This window comes from Streptomyces achromogenes subsp. achromogenes, assembly GCF_000720835.1.
GTDB classification, from domain to species: Bacteria; Actinomycetota; Actinomycetes; order Streptomycetales; family Streptomycetaceae; genus Streptomyces; species Streptomyces achromogenes.
The window spans coordinates 38971-62896 of record NZ_JODT01000002.1; the positions used below are offsets into that span (position 1 = coordinate 38971).

14 protein-coding genes and 1 pseudogene are annotated in these 23926 nt (G+C 72.2%); 7 read left to right on the forward strand and 8 right to left on the reverse strand.

Annotated elements, in window-relative coordinates; all coding sequences use genetic code 11:
* Positions 1 to 11: 11 nt before the first annotated feature.
* Positions 12 to 1871 carry a phage tail sheath family protein gene (locus tag IH25_RS0102085; RefSeq protein ID WP_030601831.1) on the reverse strand — a complete coding sequence of 620 codons (1860 nt, stop codon included), beginning with the start codon at positions 1869 to 1871 and terminating at the stop codon, positions 12 to 14.
* A gap of 1036 nt (positions 1872 to 2907) precedes the next feature.
* Between IH25_RS0102085 and IH25_RS0102090 the strand changes: the two genes are divergently transcribed.
* On the forward strand, positions 2908 to 4146 hold the full coding sequence (locus IH25_RS0102090) for an MFS transporter (RefSeq protein ID WP_157846921.1): 1239 nt from the start codon (positions 2908 to 2910) through the stop codon (positions 4144 to 4146).
* Between the two features lie 102 nt (positions 4147 to 4248).
* Here the strand turns inward: IH25_RS0102090 and IH25_RS0102095 are convergent, their stop codons facing one another.
* A complete protein-coding gene (locus IH25_RS0102095; RefSeq protein ID WP_157846922.1) occupies positions 4249 to 4563 on the reverse strand; it encodes a hypothetical protein in 315 nt (104 codons plus the stop codon).
* Between the two features lie 446 nt (positions 4564 to 5009).
* Between IH25_RS0102095 and IH25_RS0102100 the strand changes: the two genes are divergently transcribed.
* Together IH25_RS0102100 and IH25_RS0102105 are read left to right on the forward strand one after the other, a co-directional pair.
* Complete coding sequence (locus tag IH25_RS0102100; protein WP_030601839.1) at positions 5010 to 6305, forward strand: extracellular catalytic domain type 1 short-chain-length polyhydroxyalkanoate depolymerase; 1296 nt, start codon at positions 5010 to 5012, stop codon at positions 6303 to 6305.
* A 411-nt stretch (positions 6306 to 6716) separates the two neighbouring features.
* Positions 6717 to 7202, forward strand: a complete 486-nt coding sequence (locus IH25_RS0102105; protein WP_030601843.1) for a hypothetical protein — start codon at positions 6717 to 6719, stop codon at positions 7200 to 7202.
* Positions 7203 to 7317: 115 nt separating this feature from the next.
* On the opposite strand, the gene IH25_RS0102110 is transcribed toward IH25_RS0102105, so the two are convergent.
* The 5 genes from IH25_RS0102110 to IH25_RS0102135 all read right to left on the reverse strand — a co-directional run bounded on the left by IH25_RS0102110 (position 7318) and on the right by IH25_RS0102135 (position 13509).
* On the reverse strand, positions 7318 to 8415 hold the full coding sequence (locus IH25_RS0102110; protein ID WP_030601845.1) for a fatty acid desaturase family protein: 1098 nt from the start codon (positions 8413 to 8415) through the stop codon (positions 7318 to 7320).
* 203 nt (positions 8416 to 8618) lie between these two features.
* Positions 8619 to 9389 carry an ATP nucleotide 3'-pyrophosphokinase gene (locus IH25_RS0102115; protein WP_030601848.1) on the reverse strand — a complete coding sequence of 257 codons (771 nt, stop codon included), beginning with the start codon at positions 9387 to 9389 and terminating at the stop codon, positions 8619 to 8621.
* Positions 9390 to 9726: 337 nt separating this feature from the next.
* Positions 9727 to 10935, reverse strand: a complete 1209-nt coding sequence (locus tag IH25_RS0102125) for a S8 family serine peptidase (protein ID WP_051753633.1) — start codon at positions 10933 to 10935, stop codon at positions 9727 to 9729.
* A gap of 187 nt (positions 10936 to 11122) precedes the next feature.
* Complete coding sequence (locus IH25_RS0102130; RefSeq protein WP_245172658.1) at positions 11123 to 12853, reverse strand: WD40 repeat domain-containing protein; 1731 nt, start codon at positions 12851 to 12853, stop codon at positions 11123 to 11125.
* 233 nt (positions 12854 to 13086) lie between these two features.
* Complete coding sequence (locus IH25_RS0102135) at positions 13087 to 13509, reverse strand: DUF6003 family protein (RefSeq protein WP_030601860.1); 423 nt, start codon at positions 13507 to 13509, stop codon at positions 13087 to 13089.
* Between the two features lie 280 nt (positions 13510 to 13789).
* Between IH25_RS0102135 and IH25_RS0102140 the strand changes: the two genes are divergently transcribed.
* Positions 13790 to 15316, forward strand: coding sequence for a chitinase (locus IH25_RS0102140; RefSeq protein ID WP_030601862.1), 1527 nt, complete (start codon positions 13790 to 13792; stop codon positions 15314 to 15316).
* Positions 15317 to 15520: 204 nt separating this feature from the next.
* Positions 15521 to 16408, forward strand: a complete 888-nt coding sequence (locus IH25_RS0102145) for a Rieske (2Fe-2S) protein (RefSeq protein WP_107058302.1) — start codon at positions 15521 to 15523, stop codon at positions 16406 to 16408.
* A 32-nt stretch (positions 16409 to 16440) separates the two neighbouring features.
* On the opposite strand, the gene IH25_RS0102150 is transcribed toward IH25_RS0102145, so the two are convergent.
* On the reverse strand, positions 16441 to 17172 hold the full coding sequence (locus IH25_RS0102150) for a phosphodiesterase (protein WP_245172659.1): 732 nt from the start codon (positions 17170 to 17172) through the stop codon (positions 16441 to 16443).
* A 345-nt stretch (positions 17173 to 17517) separates the two neighbouring features.
* Between IH25_RS0102150 and IH25_RS37225 the strand changes: the two are divergent.
* A pseudogene (locus IH25_RS37225) lies at positions 17518 to 21374 on the forward strand (HAMP domain-containing protein).
* 37 nt (positions 21375 to 21411) lie between these two features.
* Positions 21412 to 23856, forward strand: coding sequence for a SpoIIE family protein phosphatase (locus tag IH25_RS0102160; protein WP_030601872.1), 2445 nt, complete (start codon positions 21412 to 21414; stop codon positions 23854 to 23856).
* Positions 23857 to 23926: the final 70 nt, after the last annotated feature.

Below are 23926 nucleotides of genomic sequence, written 5' to 3' on the forward strand. Positions count from 1 at the left end.
TTCCCGCGGGACTACAGCTCGAACTGGCCGGACGTCTGCTGGATCTTCACGATCACGAACTCGGCGGGGCGGACCGGTGCGATGCCGACCAGGACGTTCACGACGCCGTTCGCGATGTCCTCGTCGGTGGTGGTGTCGCTGTCGCACTTGACGAAGTAGGCCTCGCGCGGGGTGCCGCCCTTGAAGGCGCCCTGCCGGAAGAGGGTGTGCAGGTACGAGGAGGCGGCGAGCCGGACCTGCTGCCACAGGTTCTCGTCGTTGGGCTCGAACACCACCCATTGCAGGCCGCGTTGGAGGCTCTCCTCGACGTGCAGGGCGAGCCGTCGTACGGGTACGTACTTCCACTCGCCGTCCAGCGCGTCGGTGCCCTCCAGGGTGCGGGCGCCCCAGACGGCCGGGCCGGTGAGCGGGAACGTGCGCAGGCAGTTGACGCCCAGCGGGTTGAGCAGCCCGGTCTCCCGGTCGGTGAGGTCGACGGTGAGGGAGTGCACGCCCGCCAGCCGTGCCTCGGTGCCGGCCGGTGCTTTCCACACGCCGCGCTCGGCGTCGGTGCGCGCGATGACGCCGGCGACCGCGCCGGAGGGTGGGAAGGCGCGCAGCCGTCCGGTGAGCGGGTCGGTGAGCCGGAGGTGCGGGAAGTACAGGGCGGCGTGGCTGCCGCGGACCGCGTCGAATGCGGCGGCGCCGGCGCGTGCCGTGTCGGCGCTGACCCAGGTGGAGGGCGCGTCGACCAGCAGGAAGATCCGCCGCTCGGCGCACAGCCGCTGGGCGGCCGAGACGACGGTGAGGATGTCCTCGGTCTTCTCGTACGCGGCGAGTTCGGGCAGTACCAGGAGGTTGACGTCGGCCACCTGGCGCAGTGCCTGGATGCCGGTCTTGGCGGACTCGGAGCCGATCAGGTCGCCCGGGCCGGGTGCCCCGCCGTCCGCACCACCGGTCAGCGGGAAGACGGGCGGGTTGACGGATGCCTCCAGGCCGAGGTCGTTGGCGCACTCGCCGACGAAGCGGACGACGTCCTCGGGGTCGGTGGAGCCGGCGACGACCTGGAGGCGGCGGCCGAAGACGGTGACCTCGGTGCCGGCGAAGGCGTGCTTGCCGGGGGCGTCGGGCAGGGCACGCAGCTTGTGTTCGAGCAGCAGCGCCAGTTCGGCCACGGAGCACGGCGCTTCGCCGTCGCAGTCGGGATCGTAGAGGGTGAACTCGCGCTGTACGTCGCCGATCTTGACGGTCAGGTCGACGGCGAGGTCGGGCAGCCGGTGGCCGAACGGCTTGGAGACGGTGCCGGACGGGTCGGGGCGGCCCTCGCCGACCGCGTGGACGCGGATCAGCCGGGAGCCGGCGTTGACGACGGTGGGGGCGTGGTGGTCGCCGGCCGGGTCCATGGACAGGCCGGTGAAGCTCTCGCGGGCCTGCCCCCGGGCGTCGTACACGTGCAGGTTGAAGGTGTCGTCGGGGTGGGGGGTGTCGTGGTCGACGGCCACGCGCAGGCCGTTGCCCCATACGCCGGGCTCCTTGGCGTGCACGTCCAGGACGTCGCTGTCGCTGTGTCCCTCGGTGGACTTCAGCGTGACGCGGGCGGCCTTTCCGCTGCGGGCCCTGGTGACACGGACGACGACGGCGACGGTGCCGCCGTTGCCGAAGAACTGGTGGACCGCGTAGCCGACCGCGCTGCGCGCGCTGAGGCCGCCGAAGCGCCGTTCGAACTCCGCGAAACTGGTGACGCGCACCGGCTCGTTGAGCGGGCCGCGCCGGGTGTGGCCGACGAACGCGGTCACCGACGTGGTCAGGGTCGAGATGGTGCGGGTGCTGCTGGGAAGCTCTTCGACGTAGACGCCGGGATACGTCGGCTTGGCGGCGCTCACCGAGCTCATCGGCTTTCCCCCTCCTGCCCCTGTCTCGGGCACCGGGCAATGGCACCAAGAGGCAGGCGGCAAAGAGACAGGTTCCGTTCCGGCGCGGCGGACGACCTCACGCAACCGGCCGGTCAACGCTGGGCGTGCACACGCATCGATTTCCCCCGCCAGATCCCCGACGGCGGTCGGCCGGCCGGGGCAAGCAACGCTTGTGACTCCTGATGCTCGTAGACGAATCAACCTTGAGGCACGGATACTTGGGGCATCAAGGTGCGTTCCGGCCACCCCAAAGAAAAGTTTCGTGAAGGTAAATACCTGGTTTTCACGCATCTCGCCCACATGTCATCGACAGCAGGCTCGAAGGATCTTCACAGACAATGCGGGGGCAATATGAAGATCATATCCTGACATGCCGGGAACCGCGTACGGAGGCCTCCGGAATTCCACCAAGCACGCATTCCGAGGTGGCGGATTCCGATGTTTACAGCGGCGCACTCGACAGGTCCGCCGGGCCGGACGGCGCGGCCGGCCCGGAGGCGACCGGTCCCGGGCGCCGGGCCGTCGTGCGGGAGAGTGAGGGGTGATGCCGCCGGCGACGAGCCCAAGCCGCCCGGCAGCGGCCGAGTCCGGCATCAAGACCGGGGACGAGCGACGCCGGGTACCGGCGCCGCGGCGCGCGGAGGTCTCCATGCCGACCGGGGTGAGTACGGAGTGGGACACCAGCTGTCGCCTCTGGTCGACCCGGATTCCAGGGGCTGCGGCTCGCCCGGAATCCGCAGGGTAGTTGGGCAACGCGGGAGCAGTAGAAGCCGGCCGCATCACCGCAACCGAGGAAGGCGGCGCCTACCCGTTTACCCGCGCCCGTGGAAGTGGGCATTGCTTCTCTGATTTCGCACTTCTGGCCAAAAGGAAGCAATTCGCCGCGGTTTACGGGGTGTTTACAGAAAGCCGGTTGCCCGAGCCGCGGGAGCATGCATTCATTGACGCCGCCCGGCCTTTTCCCGGGATCCCTCCCCGGCCGCCCGGAGCGCCGGACGACCAGACAGGAAAGGCAGTGACAGTGCCCCTCGCCGGAACCGGAACGGGAACGCCCCTACGCACTTCGACCACGGTGGTCGTGGTGGTCGCGCTGGCGCTGGCGCTGTTCTCCCTGAGCACCGTGGAGACGTTGCCGGTCGGTCTGCTTCCGCTGATCGCCGACGATCTGGGCGTGTCCAGTGCTTCGGCGGGCCGCCTGGTGACCGGATACGGAATGGTGGTGGCCGTCGCCTCGGTGCCGTTGACCCGCCTGGTCCGCCGTGTGCCGCGCCGTACGCTGCTGTGCGCGCTGCTGGCCTTGTTCGTCGCGGCGAATCTCGTCTCCGCCGTGGCCCCGGGCTACTGGATACTGCTCGCCGCCCGCGTCACGGTGGCGCTCACCCACTCGGTGTTCTGGTCGGTCATCGCCTCGACCGCCACCGCCCTCTTCGCTCCCGAGGTGCGCGGCCGGGTGGTCGCCGGGCTCTTCTCCGGTCTCTCCCTGGCCGCTGTGGTGGGTGTCCCGGCCGGCACGTGGCTGGGACAGCAGGCCGGTTGGCGGATCCCTTTCGTGGTGATGAGCGGGTTCGGCTTCCTCGCCCTCGTCGCGGTCGCCGTCCTCTTGCCGTCCCGGGCCGGCGAGGAGGGTGACGGCACGGCCGGCGCCGAACCCAGCCGCCGCCGGTTCCTGGTGCTGATGACGGCGACGGCCCTGGTCATCTGCGGCGTCTTCACCGGGTACACGTACATCACCGTCTTCCTCACCGACGTGACCGGTCTCCCCCGGTCAGCCGTGGCCCCCTTGCTCCTGGGCTCGGGCATCGCCGGGATCGCGGGCACGGGGCTTGCGGGCGCGCGTGTGGACCGCCGTCCCCGCGGCACCATGGTGCTGGCCGTGGCCCTGCTGACGGCGACGATGTTCGGGCTGTGCCTGCTGGGCGACCGGACCTTCGCGGCCGTCTGCCTGGTCGCGCTGCTCGGTTTCGCCATGTCCGCCATGACGACCGCGCTGCAGAGCAGGATCCTTCACGTGGCACCCGGGAGCACCGAGATCGCCTCGGCCGTCGGCTCGTCGGTGTTCAACGTCGGCATCGCCGGCGGCTCCCTCGTCGGCGGCCTGCTGCTGCCCACCGGTCTCGGGGTGCGGGGCGCGGTGCTCGTCGGCGGTGTGCTCGCGGTCGGCGGCCTCGTCGTACTGCTGTCCGAGTCATGGGTGGTGCGCCAGGGGGAACGGCGGGCCGCCGTCCGGGGCGGAGTGCCGGACATGTCGGCGTAACCGGCCGGGAGACGCCGTCAGCGGTGCGGTACCGGACGGGCGGTCACCCTTCCCGGCGGCCCGGGGGCACGATCGTGCAGGAGGGTGACTGCCGGGGTGGTGTCACGATGTCAGCGTGACGTGCCGGGCCATGTCGGTGGTGTCCACACACTCCTGGTACGGATTCGGGTCGCCCTGCTGTTCCTGGCAGCGCCACACGGAACCGTCCGCCTGCACCACGGTGACCGCTCCGCCCTCCCGCATGCCGGCCTTGGTGTAGGCCCCCGCCACCCGCAGGGCGACCCCGCACTCCCCGGCGCTGCCGGCCGACACCGCCAGCCCCGTGGCCCCGTCCGTTCCGCAGACCACGCGCGGCACCTCAGGACCGCCGGCCTCGGCGAAGGCCGCCGTCGGGGCCGCAAGCCCCAGCATGGCCACGCTCACCAGTGTTACTGCCCCCGCTGTTCCCATTCGGCTCATACGCAGATCCCATGGTCTCGGTAGTAATCCGTACGACGCTGCCACCGGTCCGAGGAGTGTTCCGTGGCGCCCACGGGCCAAGAACCGGGCACCGACCACGATGAGCCCGCCCACCGGACATCGCCACTCGAACACTCATATGGCCTACGGCGGGTGGGGGTGCGCGGTGCAAGGCAGTGGCTCGTCGCCGGTGAACCTGCCCCTCCGGGGCCCTGCGTGAGTCGCGCCGCCGGCTCAGGAGGCCGTGCAGGCCTCGAGTCGTCGGCGCCCAGACCGGAGGATTCTGTCGAAACTTTCGTCACCGAACTTCTGCGGTACCGGTTGACTCCACCCTCCCCTGCCCCTACCGTAACGCGGCACGTTCCCGAAAGACCTCCGAATGTTTCGAGACGGGAGCCGATGAGATGATCCGACGAAGGCCGAGACCACACCGCCTGCTGACAGCCGTACTCGCGGTCCTGGCGCCGCTGCTGGCCATGCTGACCCTGTCCGCACCGACCGCCCACGCGGCCTCCCTGACCGAGGTCACCGGCTTCGGCGCCAACCCGAGCAATCTGCGCATGTACGTCTACCGCCCGGACAGCGCGCCGGCCCGCCCCGCCGTCCTGGTCGCCGTGCACTACTGCACCGGCTCCGGACCGGCCTTCTACTCCGGCACCGAGTTCGCCTCGCTGGCCGACCGGTACGGCTTCGTCGTGATCTACCCCTCGGTGACCCGCAGCGGCGGCTGCTTCGACGTCTCGTCGCCGCAGGCCCTCAAGCGCGGCGGCGGCAGCGACCCGGTCGGCATCGTGTCGATGGTCACCTATGCCGAGCAGCACTACGGCGCCGACCCCAACCGCGTCTATGTCACCGGCGCCTCCTCGGGCGCGATGATGACCAACGTCCTGCTCGGCGACTACCCCGATGTGTTCAAGGCCGGAGCCGCCTTCTCCGGTGTGCCCTTCGGCTGCTTCGCCACGACCGACGGCTCCGGCTGGAACAGCGCCTGCGCCAACGGGACCGTGACCAAGACCGCCCAGCAGTGGGGCGACCTGGTCCGCGGCGCCTACCCGGGCTACAGCGGGCCCCGGCCCCGGATGCAGCTGTGGCACGGCACCGAGGACACCACGCTGCGCTACCCGAACTTCGGCGAAGAGATCAAGCAGTGGACCAATGTCCTCGGCGTGAGCCAGACGCCCGCGTCCACCGACCACCCGCAGTCCAACTGGACCTGCACCCGCTACGGCGGCACCGGAACCCAGGCCCCCGTCGAGGCGATCAGCATCCAGGGCGTCGGGCACACCCTGCCGGCCTCGGGCATGGCCGCACGCGCCATCTCCTTCTTCGGGCTGGACTCCGGAACCACCCAGCCGCCGACCGAGCCGCCCGCCCCGCCCGCCGGTGCCTGCAAGGTGACGTACTCGACCAGCACGTGGAACTCCGGGCTGACGGCCGCGATCACCGTGACCAACACCGGCACCCAGACGATCGACGGATGGGCGCTGACGTTCACCCTGCCGGCCGGACAGGCCGTCACCTCCGGCTGGAACGCCCAGTTCTCGCCTTCCAGCGGCACCGTGACCGCACGGAACGCCGCCTACAACGCCTCCCTGGCCCCGGGTGCCTCGACCACCCTCGGCTTCCAGGCCACTCACACCGGCGACACCTCGGCCCCGGCGTCCTTCAGCCTCAACGGCGCGACTTGTACGACGAGTTGACCCACCGCCCCGGCCGGAACGACGGGTGACGCACCTCTTCGTCATTCCCACGCGCCCGGACCGCCCTCCTGTCAGGAGGAGGGTCCGGGCGCTCGGGTCCGGCCTCGGGCACGAACGGTATCGCCGCGGGCCACGGCAGTGATAACTATCTGGCCGTCCACGAGTCCTTCGACAAGGCGACGCTGTCCAAGAAATCGAGCTCGATCCCCCGCCCGTGACGCTCGTGCGGCCGTCGCCGTGGGAGGGCCGTGAACTGCGCGGAGGCCGCCGTGAGTAGCGCGCTTGTCCCGTAGTCACCGCCGCGTCCACCGGGTCGGCACCCGTCACACCATCAGGCCACCTCCGCGCGACAGCCTCCGGAAGCACCGTGACCACTCGTAGAGTCGGCCCAGTTGACGGGAAGGAGACACGATGTTCCACGACATGACCGAACTGGCGCGGATCGGCCGTGTGTTGGAGGAGGCGCACTCTTTGCTGGAGGGTGAACACAAACGTCTGGAGCGGGAGTACGGACCGACACCGTACGACGCCGTCGCGGGCAGTCCCGCGCAGACGTTGCGCGGTGTCACGGACCTTTCCGGGGCCATGGCCACGGCGCTCAAGCAGTTCGCCCTGGCCGTCGGCTACTCCGTCCTCGGCCTGGACGAGCGAGCCGACCGCATGCTCAGAGTGGCACGGATGAAGCCCGTGGCCTTCCCGTCCGGCGCGGACCGCATGGCGCGTCCGCTCGGCGAGGACACCGTACGGGCGATGGAGCTGATCCGAGACCTCGGCTTCTTCCCCGAGGAGACCGCGGTCGCGACCGACGTGGCCCTCGCCGCCCCGCAGGCGACGTATCCGCCGGCCGACTGGAACGCGTACGAACGCGAGCGGCGCGACCGGTCCGAACGACAGTGACCCTGCGCCCCGACAGGCGGCCACGCCCCCTCCGGAGCCTCGTGGCACAGCCCGCGGCCAGGACCGCCGACGACGGACGACCCCGCCGTCCGGTCCCTGCGGCGAAGTGCCGCGCTCAGGCAACTGCCTTGCGCTGCCGCCTGAGGGGTTCTCCCACCCGGTGCAGGTGTGTCAGGGCCTCGCGGTAGGAGTCGATCAGGCTGGTCTCGTGGTACGGCACACCGACCTGTGCGCAGTACGCGCGCACGATGACCCGGGCGCGGCGCAGATGCGGGGTGGGCATGCTCGGGAAGAGGTGGTGCTCGATCTGGTAGTTGAGCCCGCCGAGCAGTACATCGGTGAGCCGGCCACCGCGGACGTTGCGCGAGGTGAGGACCTGGCGGCGCAGGAAGTCGGGCCGCTCGTCGCCGGTGAGCGTGGGCATGCCCTTGTGGTTCGGGGCGAAGGTGCAGCCCAGGTAGACACCGAAGAGGCACTGGTGCACGGCGAGGAACGCGACCGCCTTGCCGGGCGGGAGCACCACGAACAGCGCCGAGAGATAGGCGGCGATGTGCAGGAGGAGCAGTCCGGCTTCCAGCGTGCGGTGCTTCATGGACGGCGAGCGCAGCGCCCGCACGCTCGCGACGTGCAGATTGAAGCCCTCAAGCGTCAGCAACGGGAAGAACAGCCATGCCTGATGGCCGCCGATGAGACGGGCCAGGCCCCGGCTTTCGCGTGCCTGGGCGGTGGACCACACCAGGATGTCCGGGGCGACATCCGGGTCCAGCTCCTCGTGGTTGGGGTTGGCGTGGTGGCGGGTGTGCTTGTTCATCCACCAGCCGTAGCTCATGCCGATCCCCAGGTTGCCGAAGAGCCGGCCCCATGTCCGGCTCGGCCGGCCGCGCCGGAACACCTGGCGATGCGCCAGGTCGTGGGCGACCAGCGCGGTCTGGCCGTACATCAACGCGAGGAAGGCGGCCACCGCGAGCTGCCACCAGCTGTCCCCGAGCGCGAGGAAGGCGCCCCAGCCCGCCGCCGTCAGCGCGACGACCAGCCCGAGCCGTGCCGCGTAGTAGCCGGGGCGGCGCCGCATCAGTCCCGCCTCGGTGATACGGCGGGACAGCCGGGAGAAGTCACTCCCGGCTCCGGCTCCGGCTCCGGCTCCGGCTCCGGGGACAGGGGAAGGCTCGGCGGGCGCCGTGATCAGGGCCGCGGTCTGCGGGGAAATCGTCATGACACCGAGTCTCGGGATTCCCGTCCCCGCGGGACAGCCTGCCAGTCACCGCTTCGAACCGGGGGATTGCCCCCGGGCCGCCGGGGTGGTGTCACCCCTCCACCCCCTCTGACCTGCGCCTTTCGAGAGGGCGTGCCGAGCTGCACCGCGCCGGGGCGAGGCGGCGAACCCGAGGACCGAGGCGGCGGCCGGAGCCCGTGGGGTCAGTGGGTCAAGGCGGGCAGCGGGGCGGCCGGGCTGACGGGCGGGCCCAGCCGGTCGGCTCCCTGCGGTACGGGCACGGCGGCGAACATGGCGTCCTGCCGGGCCTGGAGCTCCTTCTTCCGGGCCGGGGTGGTGGAGGGCAGGCGCTGCTCCTCGTACAGCAGGTGGGTGACCTCCTGGGCGTGCTTGCTGGCCGGGGTGTGGAACTGGACCTCGAAGAGCTGCCCGGAACGCGGGGCGCGCCAACCGGTGTTGAGGCCCTTGTAGCCGCTGGACCGGCCCCAGGTGTTGGACCACTTGGTGTTGTCGTTGCCCCAGGCGGACAGGACGGCGGACGCGGTGGCGACGCCGTCGGTGTAGGCGGCGTCCTGCCACTGGAGGGTGTAGCGGACGGCGTCGCTCAGCCTGGCCAGGACTCCCTGCACGTTCTGCTCGGGGTGTTCCTTGAGGGACGTGGCGACCTTTCGCTTGAGGGAGTCGGGCGACTTCAGACGGTGCTCGAAGCCGACCAGCTCCGCGCCCGACGCGAGGGCGGCGGCGCGCACGTCCACGGTGATCGACCGCTCGGCCTCCTTCGTCCGGTCGACGTAGGTGTCCACCTTCGCGTTGTCGGCGGCGTTCAGCGTGAGCCCGCCCTCCCCTTTCCAGCCGCCGGCGTCGCCGGGGGCCGCGGCCGCCGCCGGCCCGGCCCCGAGGGCCAGCGCGGTGGCGAGCGCCGCCGTGAGCAGGCCCCGGCCGATGGTGGGTGCGGTGGTCGTGCTGTTCGTCATGGGCTGTGCCTTCACCTTGCTGGGATGACTTGGTGACAGACACAACCGGCCCGGCCTCCGGACGGTTACTGCCTCGGCCCGAACACGAAAGGCGGTTCACCGCCGTCGGCGCGGCCGGGCCGTCCGACGTCCCCGACCCACGGCTCGCGGCGGACCGGTTCGTCGCGCCGGCCTTCGGCGTCACGCCGCACGGGCCCGGTTCCGCGCATGCCGCGGAGGGCTCCCGCGTCCGGCCGCGGGGCGTCGAGGGAGTGCGGACCATTCTCCGGGCGTACCGGACCCTGAAGGGGCCTTGGGCGGCGCGGGAGAACAGTGCGCCGTCAGCCCCACCGCCGGTTCATCGGGCGCGGCGGCGCAGCAAGGCCCACAGGGCGCCGCCGAGGAGGAGGACCGCCGCCACGCCGACGGCCAGGCCCGTCGGCGGCAGGCCGGAGTCGTGCCGGGGCTCGGCCGCGGCGGCCGGGGAGGGCGGTTCGGCGGTCGTCTTCGAGGGCTTGGGGGTGGGGGCGTCGCCGGAGGCGGGCAGCGGCCGGATGTACGCCGGCACGGTGTTCCGGTCCGCGGGTCCGGGCCGCCCCCGGCCGAGCACCACGACCTGCCGGGCCCGGGCGACCCCGTAGCCGAGGTACTTGCTGAGCTTGTCGACGGGCCAGGTCCGGCCCGCGGTGTCTTCCAGAACGCGCCAGACCTGTGCGGCCGTCCAGTCCCGGTGCCTGGACCACACCAGCGCCGCCTGCGCCGACACCAGGGCGGCGGCCGCCGCGGTACCGTCGCCGTCCGCGCAGTACCGGCGGAAGCCGGTGTCGCACCAGCGGGGTATGTCCACTCCCGGGGCGGCGATGTCGACGGCGTCCCCGTACTGGGAGGTGGGGGCGACCGTGCCGGTGTGGTCGATGGCGGCCACTCCGACGACCTCGTCGTACGCTGCCGGGTACTGCGGCTTGTTGCCCTCCTTCGCGTTGTCCCCGACACCGGCGAACATCAGCACGCCCTTCTTGACCGCGTATTCGAGCGCCTGATGGTCGTAGTCGCTGCCGATCACGTACTGGTTGCCGACGGTGATGTCGATGACCTGCGCGCCCGCGTCGACAGCGGCCTTGATGGCGGTGGACAACGGGTAGTTGGGGTCGGGGAGTTCGTCGTGGCGGACCGGTGGCACCCGGATCGGAATGATCTTCACGCCGGGGGCGAGGCCCTTGATCCCGCCGCCGCGCCCCGTGCCGGCGATGAGTTCGGCGGCCGTGGTGCCGGCGCCGGTGGTGTCGCGGGTGTCCGTGACATCTCCGCCGACCAGCCCGGCCGCGGCCAACGCGTCCTTCCCCGGCAGGACTTGCCCGCGCAGTGAGGGTGTTTCGGGGTTCACCCCCGTGCCGATGACGGCGACCTTGATGCCCTCGCCGGTGCTGACCTTCCCTATGGCGTCGGCGCCCATGGCGCCGAGGTACCACTGTCGGGGAGCCGTGTCCGCCGCGTCGGCGAAGGGTGCCGGGCCGGCCGCGACGAGGAGCGCGGCGGCGGCCAGGGTACGGAGAAACGCTCGGTGCATGGCCCTATTGGATCACTGGGGCCGTGGCATGCGCGGAGGGGGCGACGGGCCGTTGTCCTGGTCCGCGCCACCGCGGCAGGGGGCCGGGCCGGGCGGGGCGGCGGCGGAGCCGGGCGAGGCCGAGGTCCGCCGCCGGGAGGCCCGCACCCGCTCCCTGGGGGATCGGGGCGGGCCTCGAGTGGCGGACTCAGCGGCTGACGTGCACCGTGGCCGACGCCGTCGCGCTCGTGTGCAGATCGTCGCCCGGCCAGCTGACGGTGTAGGTCACCTGGCGCCGGGTGCGCGGCAGGTCGTCGATGGCGAAGGTGCCGTCGGCGGCGACGGTCACCGACGACAGGGTGCCGGTGCCGAGCCGGTCCGTGCGCTTCACGGTGAGCATGGCCCGCTCGGGCAGTGCCTTGCCTTGTGCGGTGAACGTACCGGTGAGGTGGACGCCCCCGCTCATGGTGGCCTCTTCCGGCCCCGCCAGCGTGATCGAGGCGGGCGCCTTGCCGACCGTCACGGCGTGGGTGACGTCGGTGGCGGGACGGTGGGTGAGGTCGCCGAGGAACGACACCCGGTACGTGGCCCCGCCGACCAGGTCGGGCTCGTCCAGGACGGTGAAGGTGCCGTCCTCCTTGACGGTCGCCGTGCCGAGCTGGTGGGTGCCGTTCGCGTCCTCGCGCACGGCGGTCACCTTCAGTGGCTGGGCGGGAGCGGGCCCGTCCCACTCCAGCCGGCCGCGCACCGACAGCGGCTCACCCGCGACGGCTGAGGAAGGGCTGTGGGTGAGGTCGCCGGTGAAGCGGGTGTCGTACTGGACGGCCGGCGGCTGGATGATGTGCAGCCAGTACTCCTGGCCGGTGCCGCCCCGGGTGACCGCGAAGAGCCGTGAGCCGTCCTGGGACCAGGCCAGGCCGCGCGGGGCGACGCCGTTCCCGTCGAGGCTGCCCTCGAAGGCGAACTCCAGCGGCGGCGTGCCGTCGGCCGGGTCGGCGCTCTGCACCAGCAGGTCGGGGGTGCTGCCGGTGGCCTGGGCGCCCCGGGCGATGTACGTGCCGTCGCCGCTGAAGGCGACCGCGGTGGATGTCGCGCCGGCGGGCAGCGCCTGGTACTGGCCGGACGCGTCCGACAGGTCGCCGGCGTTCAGCAGCCGGGTGCCGGCGGTGGCATCGGCCACGGCGACCTTGGTGCCGTCCGCGCTCGCCGCCATGTCCTTCAGGTCGAGGGCGCCCTTGCCGTCGCCGTCCGCGAACCGGCGGGAGGCGTCCCGCACCGGGGTGGTGCCGCTGACGTCGAACGAGGCGAGGAACGGGTTCGGGGCGTCGCTCTCCTTGGGCTGGCCCATGAGGAGACGGTTCTGCCCGCGTGCCCCCGGGGCCAGTTGGAGCCGGCCGACGTCGTTCCAGCCGGTGGAGTTGACCGCGCCGTCGGCGAGCATGTTCAGGGCCGTGGAGGCGGTGGCGCACTGGTAGCTCTGGTAGACGTAGGCGCTCGTGCTCCACACCTTGCTCCCGGTGAAGACGAGTTGCCGGCCGCAGGTGTCGTAGGCCGCTCCGTACCCGCCGTTCTCCTGGAGCGTGCCGGTGTCGTAGGTGATGACGCGTCCACGCTCGCCCACGTACAGCGTCGCGGCGTCCTCGCTGAGGGCCACGCCCGATATCCCGAACTCACGCTGGAGCGTGTCGACTTTCCGGCCGCTGAAGTCGTAGACCAGTACCGTGCCGTTGGAGTTGGTGTCGCGCTGGTCGGCGATGTAGACGCGCTGGTGCACCGAGTCGACGGCCAGGCCCGAGTACGACCCGATCGGCAGCTTGGCCACCGCGTCGGAGGCCGCCGCGTGGGCCGCGGGCGCGGCGGCGACGGTCAGTCCGGTCCCGGCGAGCACGGCGGCGAGCAGGGTGGCCGCGAGACGTCTGGGTCGCTGTGCTGTATCCAACTGTTCCCCCCACAGGCTGAGTAGAGCACCTCACCGGTGTCGGTGAGACGCCTGTGAAGCCCATGAAACAGGTGTGAAGATCGCTTGGGCAAGGGGGCGCGCCCGACCGGTCCCTGGGGCCCCTTCCGTCAACTCCCCAGCGGCTCCCCCGCGTCGGGCGGCATCTCGGCGGACATCGCCGACGGCCCGGCAGCGCGCCCCCGCCACCCGGCCCCGCACAGGCGGCCGGATCCTCAGCGGTTGGCCGCCTCGACGGTGGCCAGGTCCTCACCGGTGAGTTCCGCGACACGGTGCGCCGGCACACCGGCCGCCAGGGCACGGGCGAGCAGGGTGTCACGGCCGTCGGTGCAGGAGCGGTAGCCCAGCAGTTCCTCCTCCAGCCGCGCCAGGTCCGGCGGGGCGGTGTGGTGGCGCAGCCGGCTCAACTCCTCCTCGCCGAGCGGCACGGACAGCCGCTCGGCGTCCTCGGGGACGGCCGCCGCCTCCTCGGGCGGTACCAGCCGCAGGTCCGGGGACGTCTCGGTGACCCCCTGGGCCTGGAGCCAGGCCCGTACCGCCGGTGTCTCCAGGCAGGCCAGGTCACCGACCACCGCCGGCGGCACACCGGGCGCGGCCGTCGCTTCGGACTTCAGTACGAGACAGGCGTCGTCGGTCATCGTCTACTCCTCCCGTGGGGGGCTTGTCGGCACGGCACCCGTATACCCGCGTTCGCCGCGCATGGTCATCTTCGATCCGGACCTGGCGGAACGCGCGCACATGGTCCAGTCCGCCGCCGGGTGCCCTGTACTGCGGCAGGGCCGCTCCGCCCGGCGAATTGGTCTAGTCCCTTTTTGGTCCAGACCATTGACCCGCCTGTGTGGGGGCGCTATCCCAGTAGTCGGCACCACCCTCCCCGCGCAAGAACTTTGGCCACCCCCTCCACACACCGGGACTGACATGAGACTCGTGCGTTCCTTCCGCGCGGCACTCACCGCGGCCGCCACCACGGCGGCCGCGGTGGGCCTCGCCCTCGCGGGAACCGGCGCCGCCGAAGCCGCGACGCCCCTGCCGAACCACGTTTTCGCCCCCTACTTCGAGGCCTGGACCGGCGAGAGCCCCGCCGCCCTGTCCGCCCAGTCGGGCGCCAAGCACCTGACGATGGCGTTCCTCCAGACCGCCGCCAAGGGCTCCTGCACGCCGTACTGGAACGGCGACACGAGCATGCCGGTCGCCGCCTCGACCTTCGGCGCCGACATCAAGACGATCCAGGCGGGCGGAGGCGATGTCATCCCCTCGTTCGGCGGGTACACGGCCGACACCACCGGCACCGAGATCGCCGACAGCTGCACCGACGTCCAGCAGATCGCCGCCGCGTACGAGAAGGTCATCACCACCTACGACATCTCGCGGCTCGACATGGACATCGAGGTGGACTCGCTCGACAACTCCGCCGGCATCGACCGCCGCAACAAGGCCATCAAGCTGGTGCAGGACTGGGCGGCGGCCAACGGGCGCAAGGTGGAGATCTCCTACACGCTGCCCACCACCACGCACGGCCCCGCGGAGAACGGCGAGGCGCTGCTGCGCAACGCGGTGAGCAACGGCACCCGGGTCGACGTCGTGAACCTCATGACGTTCGACTACTACGACAACCAGCCCCACGACATGGCGAAGGACACCCAGACCGCCGCCCAGGGCCTGTACGACCTGCTCGCCGAGCTGTATCCGGCCAAGACCCCGGCCCAGCTGTGGAACATGGTCGGTGTCACCGAGATGCCGGGCGTCGACGACTTCGGCAAGGCGGAGACGTTCACCCTGGCCAACGCGCGGACCGTGTACGACTGGGCGGTCGCCAAGGGCATCAACACCCTGTCCTTCTGGGCGTTGCAGCGGGACAACGGCGGCTGCGCGGGCGGGGGCGCCGCGGACAACTGCTCGGGCATCGAACAGAACACATGGGACTTCACGCGCATCTTCGCGCCGTTCACCAGCGGCGGGCCCACCAACCCGGCCAACGACTTCTCGGTGGCCCTCAGCCCGGCCTCCGGGTCCGTGACGGCCGGCCAGTCCGCGACGGCCACGGTGAGAACGGCCGTGACGAAGGGCGACGCCCAGGACGTGAAGCTGAGCGTCAGCGGCGCCCCGGCGGGTGTCACCGCCTCCCTCAGCCCGGCCTCGGTCACCGCGGGCGGCTCCTCCACGCTCACCCTGGCCACCACCTCGGCCGCGGCGTCGGGCACGTACACGGTGACCGTCACCGGCACGGGCGCCTCGGGCAGCCACTCGGCGGCCTACTCCCTGACCGTCACCGGCGGCTCCGGGAACCAGTGCACGGCCGCTCCGTGGGCCAAGGACGCGGTGTACACCGGGGGCCAGCAGGTCTCGTACAAGGGTCACACCTGGAAGGCCAAGTGGTGGACGACGGGTGAGGAGCCCGGCACCACCGGCCAGTGGGGTGTCTGGCAGGACCTCGGCGCCTGCTGAACCGGCCACCCCCGCCCGGGTGTGCCCCGGGCGGGGGTGGACGATACGTCCGGTCGGCCGGGACCGCCCGCCGGCCGGTCCCGGCGTCGGGCGCCGGCGCTGCCGAGGTGGTCGCCTCCCACCTGAACGGCCCGTTTGCGGTAGGTGCGGCGGGGGACCCAGCGACTCATGACGACAACACCACCTCGCCGGACGCGGCGGGACATGGTTCCGCGGCTCCTGGACAGTGTCGAACGACGGCCGAGCGGCGATGCGGTGATCGACGCGCTCGGCCGGGGCGTGCGAGCCCTGCCGCTGCGCGGCGTCCGGGACCTGCTGCACGGCAGGTGGCTGGGCCACCCGGTCCACCCGCTGCTGGTGCAGGTGCCGGTCGGCAGCTGGCTGTCCGCCGCGGTGCTGGACCTGCGCCCCGGCCGGGCACGGGAGGCGGGCTCGCTGATCGCCGTCGGTCTGGCCGCCGCCGCCCCGGCCGCGCTGGCCGGAGCCGTCGACTGGGCGGAGCTGCACCGCCGCCAGCAGCGCGTCGGTCTGGTGCACGCGCTGGCCAACACGGCGGCCGTCGGACTCTACGCCGCCTCGCTCGCCTGCCGTGTCAAAGGCCGCACGAAGGCCGGCCGCGGCCTCGGCTTCCTGGGGCTGACGGCAGTGGCGACCGGCGGCCTACTGGGCGGCCACCTCGCCTACCGGCAGGCCGCCGGCGCCAACCACGCGGAAGAGGTCCCGCAGGTCGTCTCGGCAGGCTGGCACCGGATCGGGTCCGTGACCGAGTTCCCGGCCGGCCGGCCGGCACGGCGCGCCGTGGACGACGTCCCGGTTCTGGTCGTCCGCGAAGCCGACGGGACCTTCCACGCGCTGGCCGAGCGGTGCAGCCATCTCGCGGGACCGCTGTCCGAGGGCACCCTCGACGGCGGATGCGTCCGGTGCCCCTGGCACGGCAGCGTCTTCCGCCTCTCGGACGGCTGGAACGTGCACGGCCCGGCCACTTCTCCCCAGCCCGTCTTCGACACCCGCGTGGTCGACGGCCACCTCGAGGTGCGCCTGCGGGATCCGGACCAGGATCCGGGCACGGCGGAGGACGACACGGCCCAGTGAGCCGGCGCCCGCACTCGGCGGCCGAGTGTCGCTCAGCCGCGGCCCGCCCTCGACCCCCGGTACGCCGCGCGGCGGACGGCGGCGAGGGCGGGGCCGGGAGTGAAGCCCCGGGCGTCGTGCGCGTAGATGTCGAAGCCCACGCTCTCCTTCGGTCCGGCCGGCAGCGCGGAGCGCACGGTGAGCACGGCGAACGGCCGCCAGGAACGGCCGGCAGCCCCGGCGCACAGGTCGAGGACGAGCGGTCCGGCGGCCAGCGCCCGCGCCAGACTCGCCGGGTCACCGGGCACCGGCGCCCGCCCGGACCGACGGGGAAAGGCCGCCAGGGCACAGGAGCGGCCGCCCACCCGGTAGGGCAGGAGGCTGGAGTACGGCCCGCCCAGCGCGTCGGCGCGGGGCCGCGGCACGTGGCGGGCCAGGCGGCCCCGGCCGCTGCTCGTCAGCAGCAGATCGAGATCCCGGCCGGGACCGTCGGCCCGGTCCACCCGTACGGCCAGTCCCAGGGCGTCGGGCAGGCCCCGGGGCAGCCCGGCCGCCCGGGACAGCCGCACGGTGGCGGTGAACCGGCCGGGTCCCGCCAGCCACGGCGCGCCCCAGCGCTCACCGCCGGCCGGCACCTCCACCTCACCCGCGCACGTCAGCCCGTGCGGGTGCAGCGCGGGTGCCCCGCGCAGCCCGGCCAGCAACCGGAACGCCGTTTCGACCCCTCGGACCTGCCATGACGCCGCCGGCTCACGGTCCGGCCGGGCCTGCGCGCTTCTCGGCATGGTCACCCTGTCCTCGCTGTCCCCTGGGCCCTCCGTCGGCGGCGCTTCCTCCGCTGGTCCCATCGGGTACCCCGGGACCCGGCTCCCACCACATGTGACACCCGACACCCTTGAAGGTCATACGGACCGTCGCCGTCCGGCTCGCCGTGCCGCAACGGCGTGTCGCGGGCGTGCGGCGGGGGGAGGTTTTGTGTGGCGGGGACCAAGCGGGTTAGCCTGCGGCGTATTTCTCATCACGCAGTTCCGTGAAATGCGGAAATGCACGACGTTGGGGCCCCTTGCGGGCCACCGGGGTGTTCGGGTCCTCACCGCCGAGGGCCCTTGGGGAGCGGGACGAGGTTGCGCATGACCAGCGACAAGTCCGAGACGGTCGACGCCGCGCCGGGCAACCAGGAGCTGCGGCAGCTCCTGGCGGGCCTGACCGCCGTGCGGGACGGCGACTTCGGGACGCGCCTTCCGGAAGACGCCCATGGTCTCATGGGTGACATCGCGACCGTGTTCAACGGCATGGTCGACCAGTTGTCCGTGTTCACCTCCGAGGTGACCCGGGTGGCCCGGGAAGTGGGCACCGAGGGGACGCTCGGCGGGCAGGCGGAGGTGCCCGGGGTCTCCGGGACCTGGGCCGACCTGACCGACTCGGTCAACGCCATGGCCGGGAACCTCACCACCCAGGTCCGCGACATCGCCCAGGTGGCCACGGCGGTGGCCAAGGGCGACCTGTCGCAGAAGATCGACGTGCCCGCGCGCGGGGAGATCCTCCAGCTGAAGAACACCGTCAACACGATGGTGGACCAGCTCTCCGCGTTCGCCGACGAGGTCACCCGCGTCGCCCGCGAGGTCGGCACCGAAGGACGCCTCGGCGGCCAGGCGAAGGTGCCGGGGGTCGCCGGTGTGTGGCGGGACCTGACCGACTCGGTCAACTTCATGGCGGGCAACCTCACCAGCCAGGTCCGCAACGTCGCCCAGGTGACGACGGCGGTGGCCAAGGGCGACCTCTCGCAGAAGATCACCGTCGACGCCCGCGGCGAGATCCTGGAACTGAAGAACACCATCAACACGATGGTCGACCAGCTCTCCGCCTTCGCCGACGAGGTCACCACGATGGTCGACCAGCTCTCCGCCTTCGCCGACGAGGTCACCCGGTCGAGGCCAAGGGCGAGGTCGCCGCGCTGGCGGACGTGATCAACACGATGGTCGACACGCTTTCCGCCTTCGCCGACGAGGTCACCCGCGTCGCCCGCGAGGTCGGCACCGAGGGGCGCCTCGGCGGCCAGGCCCACGTGCCGAACGTGGCGGGCACCTGGAAGGACCTCACCGACAACGTCAACTCCATGGCGAACAACCTCACCGGCCAGGTGCGCAACATCGCGCTGGTGACGACCGCGGTGGCCAAGGGCGACCTGTCGAAGAAGATCGACGTGGACGCGCGGGGCGAGATCCTGGAGCTGAAGACGACCATCAACACGATGGTGGACCAGCTCTCCGCGTTCGCCGACGAGGTCACCCGCGTCGCCCGTGAGGTCGGCACCGAAGGGCGCCTCGGCGGCCAGGCCGAGGTGGAGGGCGTCTCGGGCACCTGGAAGCGGCTCACGGAGAACGTCAACGAGCTGGCCGGCAACCTGACCCGTCAGGTACGGGCGATCGGCGCGGTCGCCAGCGCCGTGGCCGAGGGAGACCTGACCCGCTCGATCACCGTGGAGGCCTCCGGCGAGGTCGCCGAGCTCAAGGACAACATCAACTCCATGGTGGAGTCCCTGCGCGAGACCACCCGGGCCAACCAGGAGCAGGACTGGCTCAAGACCAACCTGGCGCGCATCTCCGGCCTGATGCAGGGCCACCGGGAGCTGCCGGTGGTGGCCGAGCTGATCATGGAGGAGCTGACGCCGCTGGTGGCGGCCCAGTACGGCGCGTTCTACCTCTCCGAGGACGGCGACCGCGGCCCGGAGCTGCGGCTCGTCGGCTCGTACGGCAGACCGGACGACGATCAGCGGCCCGCCCGCTTCCCCGTGGGGCGCTCGCTGGTCGGCCAGGCCGCCCGCAGCCGCCGTACCATCACCGTCGACGCGCTGCCGCCGGGCTACGTCACGATCTCGTCCGGGCTCGGCCAGACGGTCCCGACCGCGCTGATCCTGCTGCCGATCCTGTTCGAGGACCAGGTCCTCGGGGTGATCGAGCTGGCGTCGGTCACCGCCTTCACCGCGATCCACCGGGACTTCCTGGAGCAGCTGCGCGAGACGCTCGGCGTGAACCTCAACACGATCGTGGCGAACGCCCGCACCGACGAGCTGCTGGACGAGTCGCAGCGGCTGACCGCCGAACTCCAGGCCCGCTCCGCCGAGTTGCAGTCCCAGCAGGAGGAACTGCAGCGCTCCAACGCCGAGCTGGAGGAGAAGGCCACCCTGCTCGCCTCGCAGAACCGCGACATCGAGGCGAAGAACCTGCAGATCGAGCAGGCCCGGCAGGAACTGGAGGCCCGCGCCCAGCAGTTGTCGCTGGCCTCGAAGTACAAGTCGGAGTTCCTGGCCAACATGAGCCACGAGCTGCGCACCCCGCTGAACAGCCTGCTGATCCTGGCCCAGTTGCTGGCCCAGAACCCGTCGCGCAACCTGACCCCGAAGCAGGTCGAGTACGCCGGGATCATCCACTCGGCGGGCAGCGACCTGCTCCAGCTGATCAACGACATCCTGGACCTGTCGAAGGTCGAGGCCGGCAAGATGGACGTCGCCCCGGAGCGGGTGCCGCTGCGCCAGCTGATCGACTACGTGGAGGCCACCTTCCGGCCGATGACGTCCCAGAAGGGGCTGGAGTTCGCCGTCAGCACCGCGCCGGGCGCGCCCGCCGACCTGCTGACCGACGACTCCCGGCTGCGGCAGATCCTGCGCAACCTGCTGTCGAACGCGGTGAAGTTCACCGAGCAGGGCCGCGTCGAGCTGGCCATCGAGTCGGCGGCGGACGAGGAGGTCCCGGACGGTGTCGTGCGCGGAGGTGCCGTCGTGGCGTTCCGGGTACGGGACACCGGCATCGGCATCCCGGAGCAGCACCTGGAGACGATCTTCGGGGCGTTCCAGCAGGCGGACGGCACCACGAGCCGCAAGTACGGCGGGACCGGTCTCGGTCTGTCCATCACCCGGGAGATCGCGCATCTGCTCGGCGGCGCCGTCGCGGTGGACAGCACTCCCGGCCGGGGCAGCACCTTCACGCTGTACCTGCCGGTGGCCCGCCCGGACTTCGAGCAGTTGCTCGGCAGCGGCCGGCGCGCGCCGAAGGAACCGGCCGAGCTGCAAGTGGCCGCCGCGTCCGCCCAGGACAGCGCGGCACCGCAGTCCTCCCCTGCCCGGCAGCGGGCGCGCCGGCTGCTCGTGGTGGAGGAACGGCCGCGCGGGCTGCTGACCCTGGTCGCCGAGAGCGTGGTCGCGGAAGTGGCGCGGCACAGCCCGGACGAGGGCTCCCCGCTGCCCGCCGTGGAGGTCATCACCGCCGTGGGGGCGCAGGAGGCGGCGGGCGCGCTGGCCGCCGAGCCGTGCCACTGCGTGGTGCTGGACCTGGACATGCCTGACGGGGAGGCGAGCCGGTTCCTTCAGGCCCTGCAGGGCGATTCGGGGCTGGCGGGCGTGCCGGTGCTGGTCCACAGCGGCCGCCGGCCGGAGGTGGCCAGGGACGAGGCGTTGCGCTCGCACCTGGACAACGGGGCGCTGGAGTTCCTGTCCAGCCTGGACGAGCTGCGCGAGCGCATCGCGCTGCACCTGTCGGCCGAGGAGCCCGGGGACGTGCTGTCCCTGGTCCGGGCCGAGGACCGGCAGGACCTCGCCCCGCCGGTCGACGACAGTTTCCGGGGCCGTACGGTCCTGGTCGTCGACGACGACGCGCGCAACCTGTTCGCGCTGAGCGGGATCCTGGAGATGTACGGATTCCGGGTGCTGCACGCGGAGAACGGGCGCAAGGGCATCGACACGCTGCTCGGCAACCCCGACATCGCGATGGTGCTGATGGACGTGATGATGCCGGAGATGGACGGCTACACGGCCACCTCGGAGATCCGCAAGCTGCCGCAGTACGCCGATCTGCCGATCATCGCCGTCACGGCCAAGGCGATGCCCGGCGACCGGGAGAAGTCCCTGGCTTCGGGCGCGAGCGACTACGTCACCAAGCCCGTCGACACCCACGACCTCATCGCCTGCGTCCGGCGCTGGCTGTCCGCGTGAGCGCGCGAGCGCGTTCGCGCCGAGGAGTACCCCTATCGTGAGCACGACCGAGCAGTCACACGAGCCGGAGGGCGTCGAGCTGCGTCCCGAGCCGTCCGCTTTTGTCGAGCGGCCGGCCGCCGGCGATCCGGTGCCGTCGGATCTGGCCGGGGTCTCCCCCACGTCCCCCGTGGGCAGGCTCGCCGCCACCGTGGAGCGGCTGCGCCGCGAGGTACGCGCCGCGCAGGTGGAGGCGGAAGGCAGGGCGCTGATAGAGCTGGCCAAGGGCATCCTGGTGGAGCGGCTGGGCTGTGGTCCGGCGCAGGCCGCCCGGCAGCTCGCCGAGCTGACCGAGCAGGCCGGGGTGACTCCGCTGGAGTTCGCGGTGGAGGTCATCAACCAGGCCGCCCGTGACCGGTTGTCGGAGATCACCAACAGCTTCCTGGCCGCCACCGCGGACAGCGTGGAGCGTGACGCCGCGGCCGTGCGGCTGCGGGCGGCGGAGAGCGGGGCGCTGGCCGCGGACGACACCCAGGCCGTCGCCGAATCCCTGCTGGAGCACGCACTGCGCCCGCTCGGCGCGGTGGCCGTGGCCGTCTGGGCCGCGGGTGCCGACGGCTCGCTGACCCTCGCCGGCAGTGCCGGGTTCTCCCCGGCGGAGGCCACCCGATGGCGTTATGTGCCGCCGGAGGTGGCGACGGTGGCGCGCCGGGGCCTGACCGAGCGCACCGGTCAGTGGTTCGGCTCCCTCGCCGAGACGGGGCTGCCCACCATCGGCCGGAACCTGTACCCGGACGGCGGCCGGGTGGCGGTGCCCGCGGGCACCGGGGGCCGGATCCACGGGGTGCTGGAGATCGCCTGGCCGGGCCCGCTGGAACCCCAGCCGTCGGGCGTCGTCCGGCAGGTGGACGCCCTCGCCGAGCTGTGCGCGCACACCCTGGAGACGTACACGCCGCGCCGGGACCCCGAACAGGAGCCCCGCGTCCTGCCCGACACCGCCGAGCTGATGGACCTGGCGGACGGGCTGCACGACCCGGCCCTGGTCCTCGTGCCGCACCTCGACGACTCGGGGCAGCTGGTCGACTTCCGCATCCAGCACATCAACAACCACTTCCTGGATCCGGCGGGCCGGCCGCGGGCGGTGGTCAACGGGGCGCTGCTGCTGGAGGCGTACCCGATGGCCGCGGGCAAGAGCGAGCTGTTCCACCGGGTGGAGCGGGTGTACGCCACGGGCGAGCCGTTCCGGGCCCGCCGCATGCAGCTGACCTCGCTGGTCGACCAGGTGTCGCTGTCGGCGGTCGCGGACATCAGCATCAGCCGGCACGGCAACAGCGTGCTGCTGATCTGGCGCATCGAGGACGAGACGGCGCGCCTGGCGAGCTTGCTCCAGCACGCCCAGCGCCTGGGCCGTATCGGCGGGTTCGAGGAGAACCTGCTCACGGGCGAGATCACCTGGAACGACCAGCTGTTCCACCTCTACGGCCGGCCCCCGACGAGCACGCCCGTCCCGCTGGAGGACCTGCCCGCGTACGCGCACCCCGACGACGCCGTGCCCCTCGGCCGGTTCCTGCGCACGGTGCTGCACCACCGCCGGCCCGCCTCGGCGGCCTTCCGGTTGCAGCGGCCCGACGGCGTCACCCGGCACATCCGGGTGGTCGCCGAGCCGGTGCTGGACACCGACGGCCGGCTGTTCGTCGTACGGGGTGCCTATCAGGACATCTCCGCACAGCACTGGACAGAGGTGGCGCTCGCCGCGACCCGGGACCAGCTCGCCCACACCGAGCAGCAGGCCGCCGAGCGCAACCGGCTGACCCTGCAGTTGCAGCACGCCATCATGCCGCCGACCCGGACACCGCTGACGGTGCCGGGTCTGGAGGTCGCGGTGCGCTACCGCCCGGCGGAGACCGAGCACTTGGTGGGCGGCGACTGGTACGACGCGGTGGTGCTGCCGTCCGGGCTGGTGCTGATGTGCGTGGGTGATGTCGCGGGCCATGGCATCGAGGCGGCCACCAGCATGGTCGTCCTGCGCAACGCGCTGCGCGGTCTCGCCGTGACGGGTGCCGGTCCGGGCCAGCTGCTGTCGTGGCTGAACATCGTGGCGCACCATCTGACCGGCGCGGTCACCGCCACGGCGGTCTGCGCGCTGTACGACCCCGACCGGCACACCTTGCGCTGGGCGCGGGCGGGCCATCTGCCGCCGGTCCTGGTACGCGGCTCGGAGGCGGCGCCGTTGCCGCTGGTCAAGGGCCTGCTGCTGGGTGCTCTGCCGGAGGCCGTCTACGAGGAGGCCGAGCTGGAGTTCGCGCCGGAGGACACCCTGCTGCTGTACACCGACGGTCTGATCGAGCGCCGGGACCGCTCGGTGGAGGAGTCCCTGGCCCATCTGCTGACCGCGGCCCGCACGGCACCGAAGACCCTGGACCAGCAGTTGGACGGCCTGCTGACCTACAGCAGGTCGGACACGGACGACGACACCTGCATCGTGGGCATCCGGGTGGTGTAGCCGCTGCCGGGGCGGAGGCCGGGCATCCGCCCCCCGTCCGCGGCCCCGCGCCGCGGTGGGGCCGGGGCAT